This is a genomic window from Stutzerimonas marianensis, assembly GCF_022810315.1.
Taxonomy (GTDB): Bacteria; Pseudomonadota; Gammaproteobacteria; order Pseudomonadales; family Pseudomonadaceae; genus Stutzerimonas; species Stutzerimonas marianensis.
Genome location: NZ_JALGRD010000008.1, coordinates 61,815 through 78,230, shown reverse-complemented (window position 1 = coordinate 78,230; position 16,416 = coordinate 61,815). Strand labels below are relative to the sequence as shown.

Genomic DNA, 16,416 nt, shown 5'->3' with positions numbered 1-16,416 from the left:
CTCGACGATGGGTATGGGGTGCCCGGCATGCCAGCCGGGCGGCTTCCTTGCCTGCCAGTGACAGGGTGGCAAGAGGGTTGCGCGCCGCTGCTGGCAGCGGCGCCGAAAGGGTTCGGGCCGGTCATGACGGCTCCGATTGGCTTTGCGCCGCCCAGGGCGCCAGGAGAAACGCGAACAGCAGACCCAGGCTCACCGCGAGCCCGAAGTTGCTCACGGCCGGGGTGCTGGACAGGCCCAGCAGGCCGAAACTGAGCCAGGTGGTGATCGCCGCCAGCAGGGTGCCGACCAGGCTCACGGCGGGCCCGCCGACCTGCTCGCGCATGAGAATGGCGTAATCGACCCCGATCGCCGTGACCAGCAACAGGCCGAAGAGGCCGAAGAGAGTCAGTGGTTGGCCGAGCCAACCGAGGCACGCCAGGCTGCCCAGCGCGGCGAGCAGGGGCACCGACAGGCAGCGCAGCGCGCCGCGCCATCCAAACGGCAGGCAGAGCAAGGCGAAGATCAGCGCTGCGGCGGCCAGCTTGAGCAACGCGGCCTCGCGCTGGGTGGCGGCGAACAACTGATTGAGCTCGGCGGGGCGGTCGACCAGGCGGACGCCCTCGATCCCTTCGTCGAGGCCCGTCAGTGCGGCGGTGTCGCGCAGGCCCTGGAGACTGATCAGTCCAGCCACCGAACCGTCCGCCTGCCGGCCCAGCCAGAGGGCGCGCCAAGGCTCGGCCAGCGGGCCGGCCAGCACCGCGTCGAGCGGTACGGGAGGCAAGGCTTCGAGCTGCGTCAGCTCCGCCTGCAGTTGGGCCTCGCTGACGCCCAGCGCCAGCAGTGGCGCGCTGCTCTGCAGCAGTTGCGGCAGGGCGATGCTCAGGTTCGCTTGCGCAGTCTCCGGTGCCGCCAGCTGGCTGAGCGCCAGGTAACCCTGCAGCTGACGATCGGCGACCAGGTTATCGAGCTCGTCGGCCAATGCCTGCTGGCGCTGCAGCAGCTCGTCGGCGCTGCCGGCGCGGACCAGGAAATACTGGCTGGTCGGTTGGAATCCGGTGATCTCGCTGATGCGCTCGGCCTGCTGTTGCAACGCCGGGTCACGGCTGATCCATTGGCGAAGGTCGTCCTTGAAATCCGCCTGTACGACCCCGCCCAGGCAGAACAGCATAAAGGCAGTCAGCAGCCAGGGCATGGCGATCCGGCGTTGCAGCGCTGCCCTCGCCCGTAGCCAGCGATCGGCCCAGCGAACTGGCGCGGGCCAGGGATGCAGCTCGGTGTCGATCAATGCAGGCAACAGACAGGTGGCGCATGCGAATGCACCTATCAGTCCGGCGGCGGAAAACACTGCCACCTGGGTCAGCGCGGGAAAGGGCGTGAAGGCCAGGGCCAGGTAACCGATGACGTTGGTGGCCAGCGCCAATCCCAGGCCCGGCAGGGTAAGGCGCAGGGCGCGGTTGCTGCGCCAGGGCTGCAAGGTCCAGCTTTTGGACAGGTAATGCAGCGGGAAGTCGATGCTGACGCCGACGAGGCTGGCTCCCAATACCAGCGTCAGAACATGGATCTGGCCGAACAGGCCGATGCAGGCCGCAGCGCCGGTCATCGCGCCAACCAGCACGGGAAGCGCAACGAGCAGCACCCGTGGCGTCCGAAACAGCAGGTGCAGCATTGCTAGCGTGGCGAGCAGCGAGACGCTGCCGATCAGGCTGGCCTCGTCGCGCGCCTGGCGCTGGCCATGCGCGGCGTGCAGCACGCCGCCGGCAGCCAGCAATTCGCCGTGAGCCGCCTCGATTCGTTGGCGTGCGCCATCGATCAGGTCGGCGACCTGCAGCGGCCGGTCGTCATCGAAGGCATTGCCCAGCATCCGTGCGTGAATCAGGTGCCAGCGCGCTTCGCCCTGCGCGACGACTAGACGCCCATCCGCCCGCGCCTGGACGTTGCCATGCTGCGGCAGTTGCCGTTGCGCGAGCTCCGCGATGCCGAACCAGTCCTGCTCGATTGGCACCAGGCTGGGACCGTCAAAAGGCGCGTACAGGCGCTGCAGGCGTTGCTCGACGAATACCTCGGGCTCGCCGATCAGGGTCTGCCGGGCTTCGCTGCCAAGCAGGGCCAGGCGGTGTTCGCTGAGCTGGCGACGCAGCGCGGGCAGGTCGGCCTCCAGCGAGCCGCGTGCCGAAGCGAACAGGCCGCTGGCTTCCAGCTCGCGCAGCAGATCGTCAGCGAGCGCCTCGGCGACCGATTCGTCGGCATGGCGGAGCAAGAGCATCAGGTCGCGGTTCAGCGGCTCCTGCATGCGCTTTTCGGCCAGCGCTTCGAGCGCGTCTGGCGCCCCGCTGGGTAGCAATTCCAGCAGGTTGGCGGTGACCGGTGGACCGTTGCGCCACTGCCAGGTGGTCACGCCGACCAGCACCAGCATTGCCAGCAGAAAGACCGGCAGCAGCCAGGCTGGCGGCTTGAGCGCTTCGTCAGTGGGTGAGGTCATGATGTTCGTCGGCGCTCAGCTGGTCATCGACCCGGCTGTTCTCGAGGGTCAGCAACGTGCTGTCGCCCTGGGCTTCGTACAGCTCGATACGGTCCGGCGTGGCGCCGCCGCTGATCAGGATTTGGGTGAAGATCTGCCGGAGCAGCGCCGCGCGAGGGGTGAGGGCGAGCTGCCAACGCTCGGCGGTGCCGCTCAGTTGCAGGTCGAAATCCCGTGCCAGCGCCGACGAGTCACCGCGCAGCACGGCAAGGAAAAGGCGGTTGTGCTGCGCGGCCGCGCGCTGCTGGTCGGTCATGTGCCAGCCGTCGGCATTGCGTCGCGCGACGCCGGCATCGGTGATCCGGTAGTCCTGCTGGAGCGGCTGGCGCAGCAGCCAGAGCAGCCCCTGGTCACGCGCCAGGACGAAACGGCCCTGGCTGACCAGCGGCTGGGGCAGGGCACGCAGGTGCTTTTCCTGCCTGAACTCACCGCGAATCACTGCCGGCTCGCTCAGCTGTGCCTGGAGTTCCTGCAGGTCGAACGCTCGAGCGGCTGTGGCCGCGGCGAGCAATACCAGGGCCAGCCATATCGTCGACACGCGGCGCATCAGCGAAGCGCTCGCTGGACGGCGTCGACGAACACCCGCGGCGAGGAGAACATCATCTCGCGGGTGGCAATCTCGACGGCTACCTGGACACTGCTGCCACGGGTCATGCGCGTGCCGGTTTCGGCGTCCGTGATCAGATAGTTGACCTTCAGGCGATGTTCCCACTCCACCAGGTCGGCTCGTACCAGGATGCGCTGGTTGAAGCGCGCGCCGCGTACATAGCGCAATTGGATGTCGATGATCGGCCAGGCATAGCCGGCTTCGCGCATTTGCAGGTAGTTGTGGCCGATGCGGTCGAGCAACGCACAGCGCGCAATCTCGAAGTACTTGATGTAGTGGCCGTGCCAGACCACGTCCATCGAATCGACGTCGAAAAAGGGCACGAGGATCTCGACCTCGGCCTGCAGCACGCCTTCCTTACGCATAGAGCCCCCAATGTCGTGCACGGATGCGCGCCAGGCACAGCCGCAGTTCGCCTTCCAGCGCCCGGTCTTCCACCACGGGCGGGAAATCCTCGCCGAGTGTCGCGTGCATCTGCGCCAGTGGTCCGGGCAGGGGGCGGCCGTCTGCCTGGCGCCGGCGCAGCCAGACGCCCTGGTTAGCCGCCAGCAGCGTCGCGGCCGCCACCTGCTCGGTCAGCTCCAGGCTGCGCAGCGCATCGCGCGCAGCGATGGTGCCCATGCTGACCTTGTCCTGGTTGTGGCATTCGGTGGAGCGCGAGAACACGCTGGCCGGCATGCTGTTCTTGAGCGCTTCGGCGGTCCAGGCGCTGGCGCCGATCTGCACGGCCTTGAACCCGTGGTTGATCATCGCCGTCTCGGCTGGCGCGCCGGATAGATTGCTCGGCAGGCCATGGTTATAGCGGGTGTCGACCAGCAGCGCCAATTGCCGATCGAGCAGGTCCGCGACGTTGGCGACGAGGTTCTTCAGGCTGTCCATGGCGAAGGCGATGTGCCCGCCGTAGAAGTGACCTCCGTGTAGCACGCGCTCGGCTTCGGCATCGATGATCGGATTGTCGTTGGCGCTGTTCAGCTCGGTCTCGATGAACTGGCGCAGCAGGCCGAGGCTGTCGGCCAGCACGCCCAGCACATGCGGGGCGCAGCGCAGCGAGTAGCGATCCTGCAGGCGGTGCAGCGGTGCGGTCGGGCGGTCGATGGCCAGGTCCGCGCGCAGCCAGGCGGCCACCTGGGCCTGGCCGGGATGCGGCTTGGCAGCGAACAGGCGCTCGTCGAAGTGCTCGGGATTGCCCTGCATCGCCGCTACGTTGAGCGCGGTGATGCGGGTGGCGAGCTTGAGCAGGTAGTCGGCACGTGCGTAGGCCAGGCAGGCGAGACCGGTCATCACGGCCGTCCCGTTCATGAGCGCGAGGGCTTCCTTGGGGCGCAGCGTCAAAGGCGTCCAGCCAAGCTGACGATGGACGTCGGCGGCGCTCTGCCGCTCGCCGCGATACAGCACGTCGCGCTGGCCAGCGAGTGTCGCCGCAACGTAGGACAGCGGCGTCAGATCGCCGCTGGCGCCGACCGAGCCTTCCTCGGGAATCAGCGGCAGCACGTCGTGTTCGAGAAAGGCCTGCATGCGCTCGAGCAGCTCGAGGCGTACCCCGGACATGCCGTGGGTCAGCGAACGCAGGCGCGCCGCCAGCACGGCACGCGTGGCTTGGGCGTCGAGCAGCTTGCCCAGGCCGCAGCCGTGAAAGGTGAAGAGATGCTGCGGCAGCGCCTCGACCTGGTGTAAGGGCACGGCGACGACACAGGAATCGCCATAGCCAGTGGTCACGCCGTAAATGACACCTTCGCGGTCGAGCAGGGTGTCGAGGAACTGCGCGCCGCGGGCGATGCGCGCACGAAAGGCGGCATCGGCTTGCAGGCGCACCGGGGCCCGCCGCTCGGCAACGGCCAGCACATCCTCGATACGTAGTGCGTTCTCACCGAAGAGGACCGGTTCAATCGTGGCGTCGTTCATGCGTGTTCCAGAAAGGGTAGAAGTTGAACCATTGCAGCGGCGCCTCCAGGCAGCGCGCGGCCAGGCGGTCGGCGTAGCGCTGCACCCACTGTTGCACCACGGCCTCACGTTCACGGCGGCGCCATTGGACCGTTTCGGCGAACGGCTCGAGATGGACATGGAACTGCTCGCCCTGCTTCAGGCAGAACAGCAGGTTGGCTGGGCATTGCAGCAAGCCGGCCAGCAGCCATGGCCCCTGCGGGAATGCCGCCGGCTGGCCGAGAAAATCGGCCGTGGCTGTACGCCCGCCGTGCAGTGGAATGCGATCGCCGGCGATGGCCAGCCATTCGCCTCGGTCTAGGCGCTGGGACAGGTCCAGCATGGTCGCCGGGTCCAGCTCGCTGACCTGCACCAGCCGCAGTCGATCGGCACCGGATTCGTCGAGCAGCTTGTTGAAGCGTTCGGCATGGCGGGTGTGCACCAGCACGTTCAGGGTGACCTGCCGGCCCAACTCTGCCAGGGCCCGGCAGATCTCGAGATTGCCCAGGTGCGAGCCGACCAGCAGCTGGCCGCGGGGGCCCTTGAGGTCGGCATGCAGGTTGGCCGGGTCATGCACGACCAGCCGATCCAGCGACAGGCGGCCGCCCCAGACATCGAGCTTGTCCAGCAGCGTATCGGCGAACGCCATGAATTGGCGGTAGACCGAGCCGGCACTGGGCTGCAGGTCGGCGCGGCCGCTCCAGTTCGCCAGATGCTGCTGGTAGACCCAGGCGCTACGCCGAGCGCGGCGACCGAACAGGTAGAAATACAGCACGATCAGGTAGAGCACCGGTGCCATCGGCTTGCGCCCGACGACCCGCACTGCCCAGGCGGTGAGCTTCATCAGGGCGAAGCTGCCTCGCTCGCGGTGTCCGGCCCAATGCGTGTCGGCGTTGCCGCGCTGATTCATTCGCGCCACCGCCGGCAGAGCAGCTTCGGCGCGCGCACGAGCATGCCGCCGAACAACCGGGCGTGCATGGCCGAGATCAGGAGGTTGTCACGCCACAGCCGGAAATGCGAAACGCCGTCGCGAGGGTAATGGACACGCGTCGGCAACCAGACCATCGGCTGTTCGCGCCAGAACAGGCGGACCAGTATCTCGGTGTCGAAATCCATTCGCTTGCCCAGGCGCGTCGAGTCGAGCAGGGCGAGCGTCTGGCGCAGCGGGTAGACGCGAAAGCCGCACATCGAGTCGCGGATCGACAGCGACAGCGTATTGATCCAGACCCAGACGTGGGTCAGGTAACGGGCATACAGGCGCCCCTTGGGCACGCTGGCGTCATACAGCGGGTAGCCGCAGATCACCGCGTCCGGCGCCTGGCATGCCCGGTCGAGAAACAGCGACACCGAACCGAGATCGTGCTGGCCGTCTGCATCGACCTGCAGTGCGTGGCTGAACCCCAGGCGCGACGCCTCGCGCAGCCCGCTCGTGACGGCGCCGCCCTTGCCCTGGTTGACGGTATGCCGGACGAGGAAGACGCCCGCTCGTTCGGCCAGCGCATCGATGGTGGCCGCGGCGACCGGGCTGGAGCCGTCGTCGACCAGGATGCAGGGCAGGTCCTGGTCGCGCAGTGCGCTCACCACGGCGGGTAGAGTGCGCTCGTGGTTGTACACCGGGATCACCGCGCAGGGCTTGAACCAATCCTCATCGATGCCCAGCGCCAACTGCTCGAAGGCCGGGTCCGGAATGGTGGCGAGCGGGGTCGCCGAGGTGAGACGGGTCATGTGGGCTCTCCCAGCAGGATGCGACCGGACGAGCAGGGGACGTCGCCGTTGAGGTAGTTGAAATGCAGCTTGCTGCGGCTGCGGTCGAAGCGCAGGGTCAGCCGCAACCGATCGCCGGGGCGGGCCAGTTGCTGGAACTTCAGCACTTCCATCCCGCCGAAACGCGGCGGCAGATCGTCGAAGACCTCCCGGGCCAGCGCCAGGGCCCAGTCGATTTGCACCACACCGGGCAGGACCGGGGTATGCGGGAAGTGGCCGGAGAAATGCGCAAGGTCCAGCGGTACGCCCAATTCCAGGTGCCATTGTGCGTCATCCTGCTGCTGGCCGAGGCGTTCAGGCAGGCGCGGGCGCGGCGCCTGCAACAGGCTTTCGAGCCAGGCCTGTGGCAGCTTGCCTTGCGCGTTGAGGGGCAGGTGACGTACCAGACGCCAGCGGCGCGGCAGCGCCAGGGTTTCGCAATGCACCGACAGGTGTTGGCGCAAGGATTCGGTCAGCGCCCGACGGCCACCGTTGCGCAATGCATGCAGCCCGGCGTCGCTCAAGGCGACCAAGGCGGCAAGGTAGGCGCGGTTCTCCGTGATCACGCCGAGCCGCGCTTCACTGACGCAGGGATGGCTGGCGAGCGCGCTCTCCAGCATGGGCAGGGAGATGCGTTTCTCCTCGAGCTTGACGATACGGTCCAGCCGGCCGAGGAGCCTGAAGCGTCCGTCAGCCTCGATGCGCGCCTCGTCGGCGGTTTGTTCCGTGTGCCCCGCTGGCAGGCAGGGCGAGGCGACACGCAAGGCGCCGTGCCCATCCTGGCTCAGCTGCACACCCGCGAAGGGTTGCCACAGCGGGCTGCCCTGGCGCCAGGCAATACCGCCGGTTTCCGAACTGCCATAGATTTCCGTCGGCGCCTGTCCGAGCCGGTCGGCAAGGCGAGTTGCGATTTCAGCGTCCAGCGGGCCGCCGGAGGAGAACACTCGACGCACCGCACGCAGCGCCGGCCAGTCGAGGTTGTCACCCATGCGCTTGAGCAACGCCGGGCTGGTGACCCAGCAAAAATGCGGTTGCGCGCGACTGGCCCGCTGCAGGTCCTCGGAAAAGGGTTGCGCCTGCCGCAGAAAGAGGCGCCCCGCGCAGAGCGGCCAGAGCACGCGAAAGAGCAAGCCGTAGATGTGCTGCGCAGCGACGCTGCCAATCACGCAGGCGTCGCCGAGCGCTTCGCCCCACTGGGCTTCGAGCGTCTGCACTTCGTTGGCCAGTTGACGCAGGCTCTTCTCGATCAGCTTTGGCGCCCCGCTGGAGCCGGACGTGCAGAGCACCAGGCGGTTGCCATCGAGGTCGAGCGGGGCACCGTGAAGCGGTTCGTCGAGCAATTCACGCCAGGGCGTATCACCGGAAGCGTCGCTGATCCAGAGCGGAGTCTGATCCGTCAGCCGGGCGCGGCTCGCCGGTTGCAGGTCGGCCGGCAGCAAGACGGTGACCCCGGCGCGCCAGGCGCCGAGCAGCACCGTCGCCAGTTCGGCGGCGTCCTGCAGGTGCACGGCGATACGCGTCACCTTGCGCCGACGCAAGCCTGCGGCCAGGCGTAACGCCTGCTCGCGCAGGTCGGTGTGCCCGAGTGCCGGGTCCGTGGTGACCGGACGGCCATCGATCGCCGTTTCGAGCAGGTGTTCCAGAGCTATCCAGTTCATGCAGTCTTCCTGACGTGCTGGCGAACCAGCCATTCTCCAGCGAACAAGATGCCCATCAGCAGATAGGCGATCAGACCGGTGTACAGCGCCCACCAGTTCAACGGTGCCCAGAGTGCCAGGCCGCTGGCGATGCCGGCGTTGAGCAGGAAGAATCCGACCCAGACCCAGGTTACCCGTCGCGTGTAGCGAACCGCCGCCGGGGGCAGCTCCGGCTCGCTCAGACGGGCCAGGCGCTCGACCACCGGCATGCCGTAGCAGAGGCTGCCGCCGAACACGCCTAGCAATGCCAGGCTGATGAGAACCGGATACCAGCGCAGCAAGGCCGCGCTGTCGGCCCACCCGAGCAGCAGGCAGAACAGCAAGGCGGTGACCGCGAGGGTGCGACTCAGCAAGGTCTGCTTCGACGCGAGCGTCCGCACCAGCCAGAGCGCACCAAGCAGCACGGCGAACAGCCGGGGGGAGAGGACGTCCCGGCCGGCATAGACGGCGAACGGATAGGCGAGACCGGCCACGAGCAGGCCAAGGCCGACCAGCCGGCCGGCGTGGCCCGTGGCGGTTCGAGCAGTTAGGGGCATGTGATTGTCCGGGGCTGGGCGGCCGGCGACCGGGCTCGTGGCGAGGCGGTCGTCGGAGCTGGCGTTCAGGCGGCTTCGGGGTTGACCATGCGATGGACGGCTTCGACCACGTCGCCGACGGTGCGCACGGACTTGAATTCCTCGGCGGCGATCTTCTTGCCCGTCTGGCGCTTGATGTGGTCGATCAGGTCGACCGCGTCGATGCTGTCGATTTCGAGGTCCTGATAGAGGTTCGCCTCGAGGGTCACTCGCTCGGGCTCCAGTTCGAAGAGCTCGACCAGTGCATCACGCAGGGTCAGGAAGATTTCGTCACGGCTGTTCACGTTGGGCTCCTCCTCAGGCGACGGCACGGTTGGCATGAATGTACGCGGCCAGGCTGTCGACGCTGGCGAAATGCGTACGGGTGTCCTTGGCGTCGGCGTCGATCTTGATACCGAAGCGCTTCTGAATGGCCAGTCCCAGCTCGAGCGCGTCGACCGAGTCGAGGCCCAGGCCTTCGCCGAACAGGGGTTGGTCAGCGACGATATCGTCCGGCGAGAGGTCTTCCAGACCCAGGGCGTCGATGATCAGTTGCCTGATCTCAAGCTTAAGTTGGCTCATCGAGTGCGAGCTCCTGTATGAAGTGTTGGTGCAGATGATCATTGAGTCGCCGCGAAGCGATGGGCGCCGCCCCCCCGGCGGCAAACGCCTGCGGATCGATGTCGGCACCGACCCGCAGATGAAAATGAAACCGCCGGGCCGGGATGCGATACCAGGGCTCGGCCTTGGTCAGAGTCGTCGGCGTGACGCTGATGACCACCGGCGTTACCACGGTCGCGCCGCGTAGTGCGATCGATGCGGCCCCGCGATGAAATTGCGGCGCCTGGCCCGGCGTCGTGCGCGTGCCTTCGGGAAAGATGATCAGCGTCTGGCCGTCGCGCAGCGCGCTGGCGGCTTCGTCGAGCATCTCGGCACTGCCGTTGTTGCTGATGTACTGCGCGGCACGAATCGGGCCGCGGGTGAAGGGGTTGTCCCAGAGGCTTTGCTTGACCACGCAGTTGGCGTCGCGGATCAGACCGATCAAGACCACCACGTCGATGAGCGAAGGATGGTTGGCAATGACGAGCTGGCCGGGGCGCCCGAGACGCTCGGCGCCCTCGACCTCATAGGTCAGCACGCCGCTGCGGTACATGAACTGCACGAACAGCCAGAACAGACGGCTGACGGTCTGGCGTGCGCGCCGGCGCTGCAGCGCGGCGTCGCCCGGCAGCAGCGAGAGCAGCGGGAACACGACCAGGCGCAGGCAGAGCCCGCCCAGGCCAAACAGGGTGAACGACAATGCGGTAGCGATCAGGCGCCAGGCCCAGGGTGCGCTGCGGCGGGGGGTCAGTGAGCTTGCTGCCAGTTCCATCTGCGTCCCTTCCATTGATGCGCGCGGCGCGGCTGGCCAGTGACCAGTGTGCGGATCAGCTCGAGCGCGTGCGGCCATTGGCCGGGCTCGTGCCGAGACGGGTCGCCGGCTTCCAGACTCAGGCGCCAGCGATCGCCGGGCGTGAGGAGCAGCCCTAGGGCGTAGGGGAACGGCACGTCGCTGACCCAGGGCTCATAGGCCGCTGGCGGTTGGTCCTCGGCGATCACGACGAGCACACCGGGCGCACCTTCGGCGAGTAGCAGGCCGGCTTCGAGCACGGCATGTTCGAGGCCGTCGCCCTCGGCGGCCAGCGCGGTCATTTCACTGGTGTCTCCACGCTGAATCGACCAGAGACCGATGATCGCGTTGTGCACCGAGAGGCTGAATTGGGTCGGCGACATCGGCTCGTCATGAGCCAGGTCCTCGAGAATGGCGTATGTCCGCGGTGTTTCGCCGTGGCGCGAGGCGTAGACCAGTGGGAGCGGGGGCTTGCCTTCAGCCAGTGGCGTGGCCACGGTGAAGGCCATACGAGCCAGGCGGCTGAGGCGGCGGCGTTGCATCGCCGGGAGGAACGTGACGTCCGGCATTTCATCGCCGGGTTGGACACGATAGGGTTCCCTGGCCCAGATCGCCCAGTCGGCAACGCTCGCCAGGCCTGGAGCCCAGGCCTGCCATTGATCGATATCGAATTGAATCACGCTTGAACTCACCGGCTCTTCTTGAGCCTTTGTTATTGGCGTGTCGACGTCCCTGTACAGCGACTATCGGTAAATGTCCGCCGCGAAAGTGCGGGGCATTATCCAATCGCGTTCAACCCGAGGCAAACGTTGCTTGAAATATCCGGATAAGAGGTAGCGGTATTCGGGAACCGAGCGGGCTAGATGTTGTCTGCGGGCCTGTCAGTTCAGCCCACGCCTTGCTGTTTCAGCCAGGCGAGCAGCTGGGGCAGCGGCATGGCGCCGCTCTGTCGGGCCAGCTCACGGCCGTCCCGGAACAGGATCAGGCTGGGGATCGAGCGAATGCCCAGGCGGGTGGACAGTTGCGGATTGGCTTCGCTGTCCAGCTTCGCCAGGCGGCAGACACCCACGAGCTGGGCGGCGGCCTGCTCGAATGTCGGGGCGAAGGCACGGCACGGGCCGCACCAGCTGGCCCAGACATCGACCAGCAGCGGCAGGTCGCCCTTGATCTGCTGATCGAAACGGGACGCGTCCAGAGCGAAGGGCGTGCGGCTGAGCACCGCGGACTTGCAATGGCCGCAGCGTGGCGCGTCGCCAAGACGCTCGGCGGGGATGCGGTTGAGCCCGGCGCAATGGGCGCAGGGGACGAGGCGGGCGGTCATGACGAAGCTCCTCTGGCAGACACTGAAGTCTTAGGTGGAGTCGGCTGGCGCAATATCAAGTGCGTAGAGCGGTGGCCGGCCGGCAGGGCTCAAAGTGGTGCAAGGGGCCAGAACAGCGGGATCACCAACGTCGCCACGACCCACAACAGCAGATTCAACGGAATCCCCACCTTGAGGAAATCGACGAACCGATAGCCGCCGGCGTTGTAGACGAAGGTGTTGGTCTGATAGCCGATCGGCGTGGCGAAACTGGCGCTGGCGGCAAACATCACCGCGACGACGAAGGCGCGTGGGTCGATACCCAACTGCTGCGCCAGACCGATGGCGATCGGCGTGACCAGCACGGCCACTGCATTGTTGGACAGGATCTCGGTCAGCACCGAGGTGAACAGGTAGATGAAGGACAGCATGAACAGCGGTCCGGCCCAGGGCGTCAGGTCAACGACGTTGGCGACGATCAGGCCAACCAGGCCGACCTTGTCCATCGCGACGCTGATGGCCAGCATGCCGAAGATCAAGCTGAGGATCTTCCAGTCCACCGCCTTGTACGCATCCTCGACGTCCAGGCAACGGGTCGCCAGTACTGCCGCGGCCCCCATGATGGCGAGCCCCTCGATCGGCATCACGCCGAACGCCGCGAGCGCCATCACGATCAGCGTCGTCGCGATGGCGATGGGCGCCTTGTCACGGCGGAACGCGCGCTCCTGCACCGCGTTCAGGCTGATCAGCTCGCCGTTGTCGGCGAACCGCTTGATTTGCGCCGGCGTGCCCTCGACGAGCATCACGTCGCCAAACTGCAGCTGGAAGTCGTCGAGGTTGCCCTGGATATTTTCGTCCTGCCGATGCACGGCCAGGACGTTGATGCCGTAGCGTGCAGCCAGGTCCAGGTCACGCATCGGGCGATGACTGTAACGTGAGTTGCGGCCGACAATGGCTTCGGCCAACACCTCGTCTTCGCGGCTGAGCGTTTCGAACGCATCGTTGCGGTTGAAGCTCAGGTGCCCGCTGCCGCGCAGCTCGACCACGTCACCAACCTGCCCATGCACCACCAGCAGATCCCCCGTCTCGAGCAGGAAGTCATGCTCCGGTCGGCTGAAGACCTGGCTGCCCCGATTGACCTGCAGAACCTGAAGACCGCTCCCGCCGTCCAGGTTGGCATCGACGATGCGCTTGCCGGCGACAGGCGAGCCGGGCGGGACCCGCAGCTCGCTCATGAAGGTGCGGTCGAGTCGTGGCCCGAGCAGCTTGGTCAGGGTGTCCCGCTCGGGCAGCAGCCGCCGGCCGATGGTCATCATATAAAGCATGCCCGCCGCGGCCAGCACCAGCGCGGCGCCGGTAATTTCGAACATGCCGAATGGCTCCAGCCCCGCCTTGCGTGCCACGCCGTCAACCAGGATGTTGGTCGAAGTCCCGATCATCGTCAGCGTGCCGCCGAGAATGGTGGCGTAGGAAAGCGGGATCAACAGCTTCGAGGGTGTGGTGCCCGCGCGCTTGGCCAGGGAAATCGCCACGGGAGTCAGGATCGCCACCACCGGCGTGTTGTTGAGAAACGCCGAGATGGCCAATGCGGTAATCGTCAGACCGCCGAGCACCCGGGTCGGGCTTGTACCAACGAGGCCGCCCAGCCAGTTACCCAATGCATCGATACAACCCGTACGCTCCAGGGCTGCGGAGATGACGAACATGCAGGCGATGGTGACCGGCGCCGAATTCGACAGCACGCCAAGCACCTCGCTCGGCGTCAGCAACTGCGCACCTATCAACACCGCCACTGCGATCGCCACGACGATGTCCGGGCTCCAGCTTTCCCGCACGAAGGACACCAGCACCCAGACCAGCAAGGCGCATACGAACAGCAAAGGCAGGGAGTCGGGCAGCATGGACGTCCTTAGCATGACGGCAAGCACGGAAGGCTTTCCGCGCGCACGATAGGGTCGCCGCGTTAGACAGTCCAGGATCGTTTTATAAGATTTATATTCGATTAAGGAATATGTCGTTAGGCGGGGCTGGGCTTACGGCCCGTGGTTGCGTGAGGGCTGGGCATGGAAACGCGGCGGCGTTTCATAGGCGGTAGCGGCGCGATCATCCAACTCCATAGCCGCGCAATGCGCGGCTTTGAAGATGGTAGGCCCACACGGACTCGAGCTGTGGACCAAAGGATTATGAGTTGCCGAGAAACGCCGCAAGCCCAGTGAAATCGGACGTAGCTTAGCGTAGGTGCAGTTAGCTGAAAGTATCGTGCTAGAAAGGTTTAAGCGTAAAACGTGTCCGACAGGGCTGCCCAAAGCCTGACTTGGTCCTGCCTTGTCGAGAGGCCTCTCATAAGAAGGCTTGTCATTTATTACTCCTGCGAACCCGACATAGCGTGGCTAATGCATCAACCCAACGCTTTGATTGAGCGTTGGGATTTGCTCATTCGAAGCAGGCAGCCGGAGCCAGCCCCGTACCCGGTCATTCTCGATGTACCAGCGGCCGTCACGGTGGGCGAGGGGGATGGATTCCCCGGTGCTGGCGAAGGGGCCTGGGTTCTGTTGGGCTATTTGCAGCGTGTCGCTACCGACGCTGGCAATGATCGCAACGTGCCCATAGCGGTTGAGCAGCGAGGGGGCGAACACCAGCAGGTCGTCTGCTTGCGGCGGCTCGGCGCTGCCGTTGGTGAACTGCAACAGGCCGCGCCTGGTATTCAGTGCGCCGTCGCTGACCTGTGTATCGAAGAAGTCTTTGGCATGCCCGTAGCTGTCCGGCATGCGGTGGTCGTGGCGCTCGAAGTAGTAGCGTTTGACGAACTCGACGCATTGGTAGCGAAGGCCAAGGTTGTATCCGTCCTGAGTCAGGTTGCGGCCTTGCACCGTGTTGACCCCGCCGTGGTAGTAAATCGCTACGCCGTTTAGCTCGTCGAGCTGCTCGCCCACGGCATGCTTCGGGTTGGGGTCTATTCGGGTAACGGCGGCATAAAGCGCCAGCGCGGCCAGTGGGGGTAGCACACCGGCAGCGAGCGCGATGCATAGGCGTTTTCTCATAGGAAGACTCGCGGCTGCCGGGTCGTCGCGGCACTGAGGTGATCAGCGTGCTTTACGCTCGAACGCGTCTATCTCGGCAAAGGCTTTACGGTGCTCGGCTTGCGAGGCGTAATCGCCGCTGATTTCCTTGACGGCCTTCCCGGTGATGTTGTCGCCGGTTTTACCGTCGCGAGAGAAGGTGACTGCGAAACGTCTACCGGCCAGATCCAGGTAGAGGTAGTAATAGTCTTCCGGTTTGTTCGGTTCGGCGAATGCGCTGTAGGCGTAGCGGATGCGATGGCTGAGATCGGGTGGGTTAAGAATGAGTGCCTCGGTATCTACGCCTTCGAGATAGCCCGCATCGAATGCCTCGGCTGCGGCATATGGGAGTTCGCTTAGCTGCTCGCGGGTAAAGGGTTTGGGCTGGCTGCGCAACATGGTGACATTGCTGGCACCTCCGTCGGCTTCGATGTTTCGCGTTCTGTACATTCCGCGAGTAAACCACTGGCTCGCATCGAACATTTCTTCTATTTCAAAGCCCCCGTAGTACATCATCATTTTTTTAGGCATCTCGCCCTCCTTGGCATTTAGATTGGGCCCAGCGGCTAGTAGGGCCGCGATGGCGGCGCATCCGAGTAGCTTTTTGATCCGGGGATTCATTGCGGCTTGAACTCCAGCAAGGTGGCCGGCACTCCAGTCGGTGAGTCTCCAGCCCGAACAGGGCGAACCGCCCCTTCTGCGTCCAATGGATACCCTATGGATTGCTCATACTCGTCTCGACTATTGGCATGCCGTACGAGGGCTTGGTCGTCGGCGCTGGCAGTCTTTTGGGGTGGCCGCGGCGAAGACTCGTCAGGTAGGGCTGCGATGGGGTTGTTGCTGGCCTGACGGTGAGCTTCCAGACGTTTTTGATACTGACTCAGCTGGCGCCTGTATGCCTTCATGGCGTTTGCGTCCGCTTGGACTCGGTTGCGAGCGCCAGTCAATGCAGCCCGGTCTTCGGAGCTTCCATAGGTCTGATCGTAATTGCTGCGCCGCGCAAACGCCCAGACAGGGGTTTGAGCAGTGTTTGCTAAAAGCTGCGCCAGGCTCTGTTCGTATAGCGGGTCTTCCCCTTCGCTCACGTACACATCGGCATCAATGCCAAGGCCGGTGCGGCAAGCATAGGAGTGGATCTTGCCCCTCAAATCGAACGCCTCGGGTTTGAGCATCCGGGCCTGGGCGTCGCGCATGCGGTAGCTATCGGCCTTGGCCAACTCGTATCCAAACTCAATGGTCCCTACCAAGCCGTGCGCGAACAGATCGAGCTGCTTTATCTCCCGATTTTTGCTGATGCGTAAGTTGATGAAATCGAGAAGGTGGGCGATCGAATCGAGCTCCCTGTACTTGGCGCCGTAGCGTGTTTCGACCACATCCTTCACGGCTTCGAGCAGAGGGCGTTCATAGTCTTCGGTGAATATCAGGAAGATGCGTTGGGTGCTGTCGTCAGCGCTTGCTGGAGGGTAGAGGCGAATCTGTCGGATGCCTTGATTGATGAAGCGCATCTTGTTGCCTTTCTGCCCGCGCAGTTTTTCCATCAGCGTCATATGCGATGCGCCGACGACGGTGATGAAGTCTCGCTGCAAGGAGATGGGTACTTGCTGAATGGCATGTTGCGCACTCGTCCGCCCCGTGTGTGGTGCTGTCAT

General features: G+C 65.3%; 17 protein-coding genes. All 17 read right to left on the bottom strand.

Going from position 1 to position 16,416, the window contains the following annotated elements:
* Positions 1-121 precede the first annotated feature (121 nt).
* The 17 genes from MST27_RS14865 to MST27_RS14785 all read right to left on the bottom strand — a co-directional run bounded on the left by MST27_RS14865 (position 122) and on the right by MST27_RS14785 (position 16,416).
* Entirely contained in the window at positions 122-2,458 is a 2,337-nt protein-coding gene (locus tag MST27_RS14865; RefSeq protein ID WP_243606722.1) for an MMPL family transporter, read from the bottom strand.
* A complete protein-coding gene (locus MST27_RS14860; RefSeq protein WP_243606721.1) occupies positions 2,442-3,044 on the bottom strand; it encodes an outer membrane lipoprotein carrier protein LolA in 603 nt (200 codons plus the stop codon). The genes MST27_RS14865 and MST27_RS14860 overlap by 17 nt, the downstream gene beginning before the upstream one ends.
* Positions 3,044-3,469, bottom strand: coding sequence for an acyl-CoA thioesterase (locus MST27_RS14855; protein ID WP_243606720.1), 426 nt, complete (start codon positions 3,467-3,469; stop codon positions 3,044-3,046). Before MST27_RS14855 ends, MST27_RS14860 begins: the two co-directional genes overlap by 1 nt.
* On the bottom strand, positions 3,462-5,006 hold the full coding sequence (locus MST27_RS14850) for an HAL/PAL/TAL family ammonia-lyase (RefSeq protein ID WP_243606719.1): 1,545 nt from the start codon (positions 5,004-5,006) through the stop codon (positions 3,462-3,464). The genes MST27_RS14855 and MST27_RS14850 overlap by 8 nt, the downstream gene beginning before the upstream one ends.
* Entirely contained in the window at positions 4,987-5,934 is a 948-nt protein-coding gene (locus MST27_RS14845) for an LpxL/LpxP family acyltransferase (RefSeq protein WP_243606718.1), read from the bottom strand. The genes MST27_RS14850 and MST27_RS14845 overlap by 20 nt, the downstream gene beginning before the upstream one ends.
* Positions 5,931-6,749 (bottom strand): glycosyltransferase family 2 protein, encoded by an 819-nt coding sequence (locus tag MST27_RS14840; RefSeq protein ID WP_275973244.1) that lies wholly within the window; start codon positions 6,747-6,749, stop codon positions 5,931-5,933. The genes MST27_RS14845 and MST27_RS14840 overlap by 4 nt, the downstream gene beginning before the upstream one ends.
* Positions 6,746-8,425: an acyl-CoA synthetase family protein gene (locus MST27_RS14835; RefSeq protein ID WP_243606717.1), complete on the bottom strand. Its 1,680-nt coding sequence runs from the start codon at positions 8,423-8,425 to the stop codon at positions 6,746-6,748. The genes MST27_RS14840 and MST27_RS14835 overlap by 4 nt, the downstream gene beginning before the upstream one ends.
* Complete coding sequence (locus MST27_RS14830) at positions 8,422-9,000, bottom strand: COG4648 family protein (protein ID WP_243606716.1); 579 nt, start codon at positions 8,998-9,000, stop codon at positions 8,422-8,424. The genes MST27_RS14835 and MST27_RS14830 overlap by 4 nt, the downstream gene beginning before the upstream one ends.
* A gap of 65 nt (positions 9,001-9,065) precedes the next feature.
* Positions 9,066-9,323 (bottom strand): acyl carrier protein, encoded by a 258-nt coding sequence (locus MST27_RS14825; protein WP_243606715.1) that lies wholly within the window; start codon positions 9,321-9,323, stop codon positions 9,066-9,068.
* A gap of 13 nt (positions 9,324-9,336) precedes the next feature.
* Entirely contained in the window at positions 9,337-9,600 is a 264-nt protein-coding gene (locus tag MST27_RS14820; RefSeq protein ID WP_243606714.1) for a phosphopantetheine-binding protein, read from the bottom strand.
* Positions 9,587-10,390 carry a lysophospholipid acyltransferase family protein gene (locus tag MST27_RS14815; RefSeq protein WP_243606713.1) on the bottom strand — a complete coding sequence of 268 codons (804 nt, stop codon included), beginning with the start codon at positions 10,388-10,390 and terminating at the stop codon, positions 9,587-9,589. The genes MST27_RS14820 and MST27_RS14815 overlap by 14 nt, the downstream gene beginning before the upstream one ends.
* The gene (locus MST27_RS14810; RefSeq protein WP_243606712.1) at positions 10,366-11,088 is read right to left on the bottom strand and encodes a beta-ketoacyl synthase chain length factor; all 723 of its coding nucleotides are present in this window, start codon (positions 11,086-11,088) and stop codon (positions 10,366-10,368) included. The genes MST27_RS14815 and MST27_RS14810 overlap by 25 nt, the downstream gene beginning before the upstream one ends.
* Before the next feature lie 206 nt (positions 11,089-11,294).
* A complete protein-coding gene (gene trxC / locus MST27_RS14805; protein WP_243606711.1) occupies positions 11,295-11,729 on the bottom strand; it encodes a thioredoxin TrxC in 435 nt (144 codons plus the stop codon).
* Positions 11,730-11,818: 89 nt separating this feature from the next.
* Complete coding sequence (locus tag MST27_RS14800) at positions 11,819-13,636, bottom strand: SLC13 family permease (RefSeq protein WP_338052451.1); 1,818 nt, start codon at positions 13,634-13,636, stop codon at positions 11,819-11,821.
* A 462-nt stretch (positions 13,637-14,098) separates the two neighbouring features.
* Positions 14,099-14,749, bottom strand: a complete 651-nt coding sequence (locus MST27_RS14795) for a CHAP domain-containing protein (protein WP_243606709.1) — start codon at positions 14,747-14,749, stop codon at positions 14,099-14,101.
* 42 nt (positions 14,750-14,791) lie between these two features.
* Entirely contained in the window at positions 14,792-15,388 is a 597-nt protein-coding gene (locus MST27_RS14790; RefSeq protein WP_243606708.1) for a hypothetical protein, read from the bottom strand.
* Complete coding sequence (locus MST27_RS14785) at positions 15,385-16,416, bottom strand: hypothetical protein (RefSeq protein ID WP_243606707.1); 1,032 nt, start codon at positions 16,414-16,416, stop codon at positions 15,385-15,387. The genes MST27_RS14790 and MST27_RS14785 overlap by 4 nt, the downstream gene beginning before the upstream one ends.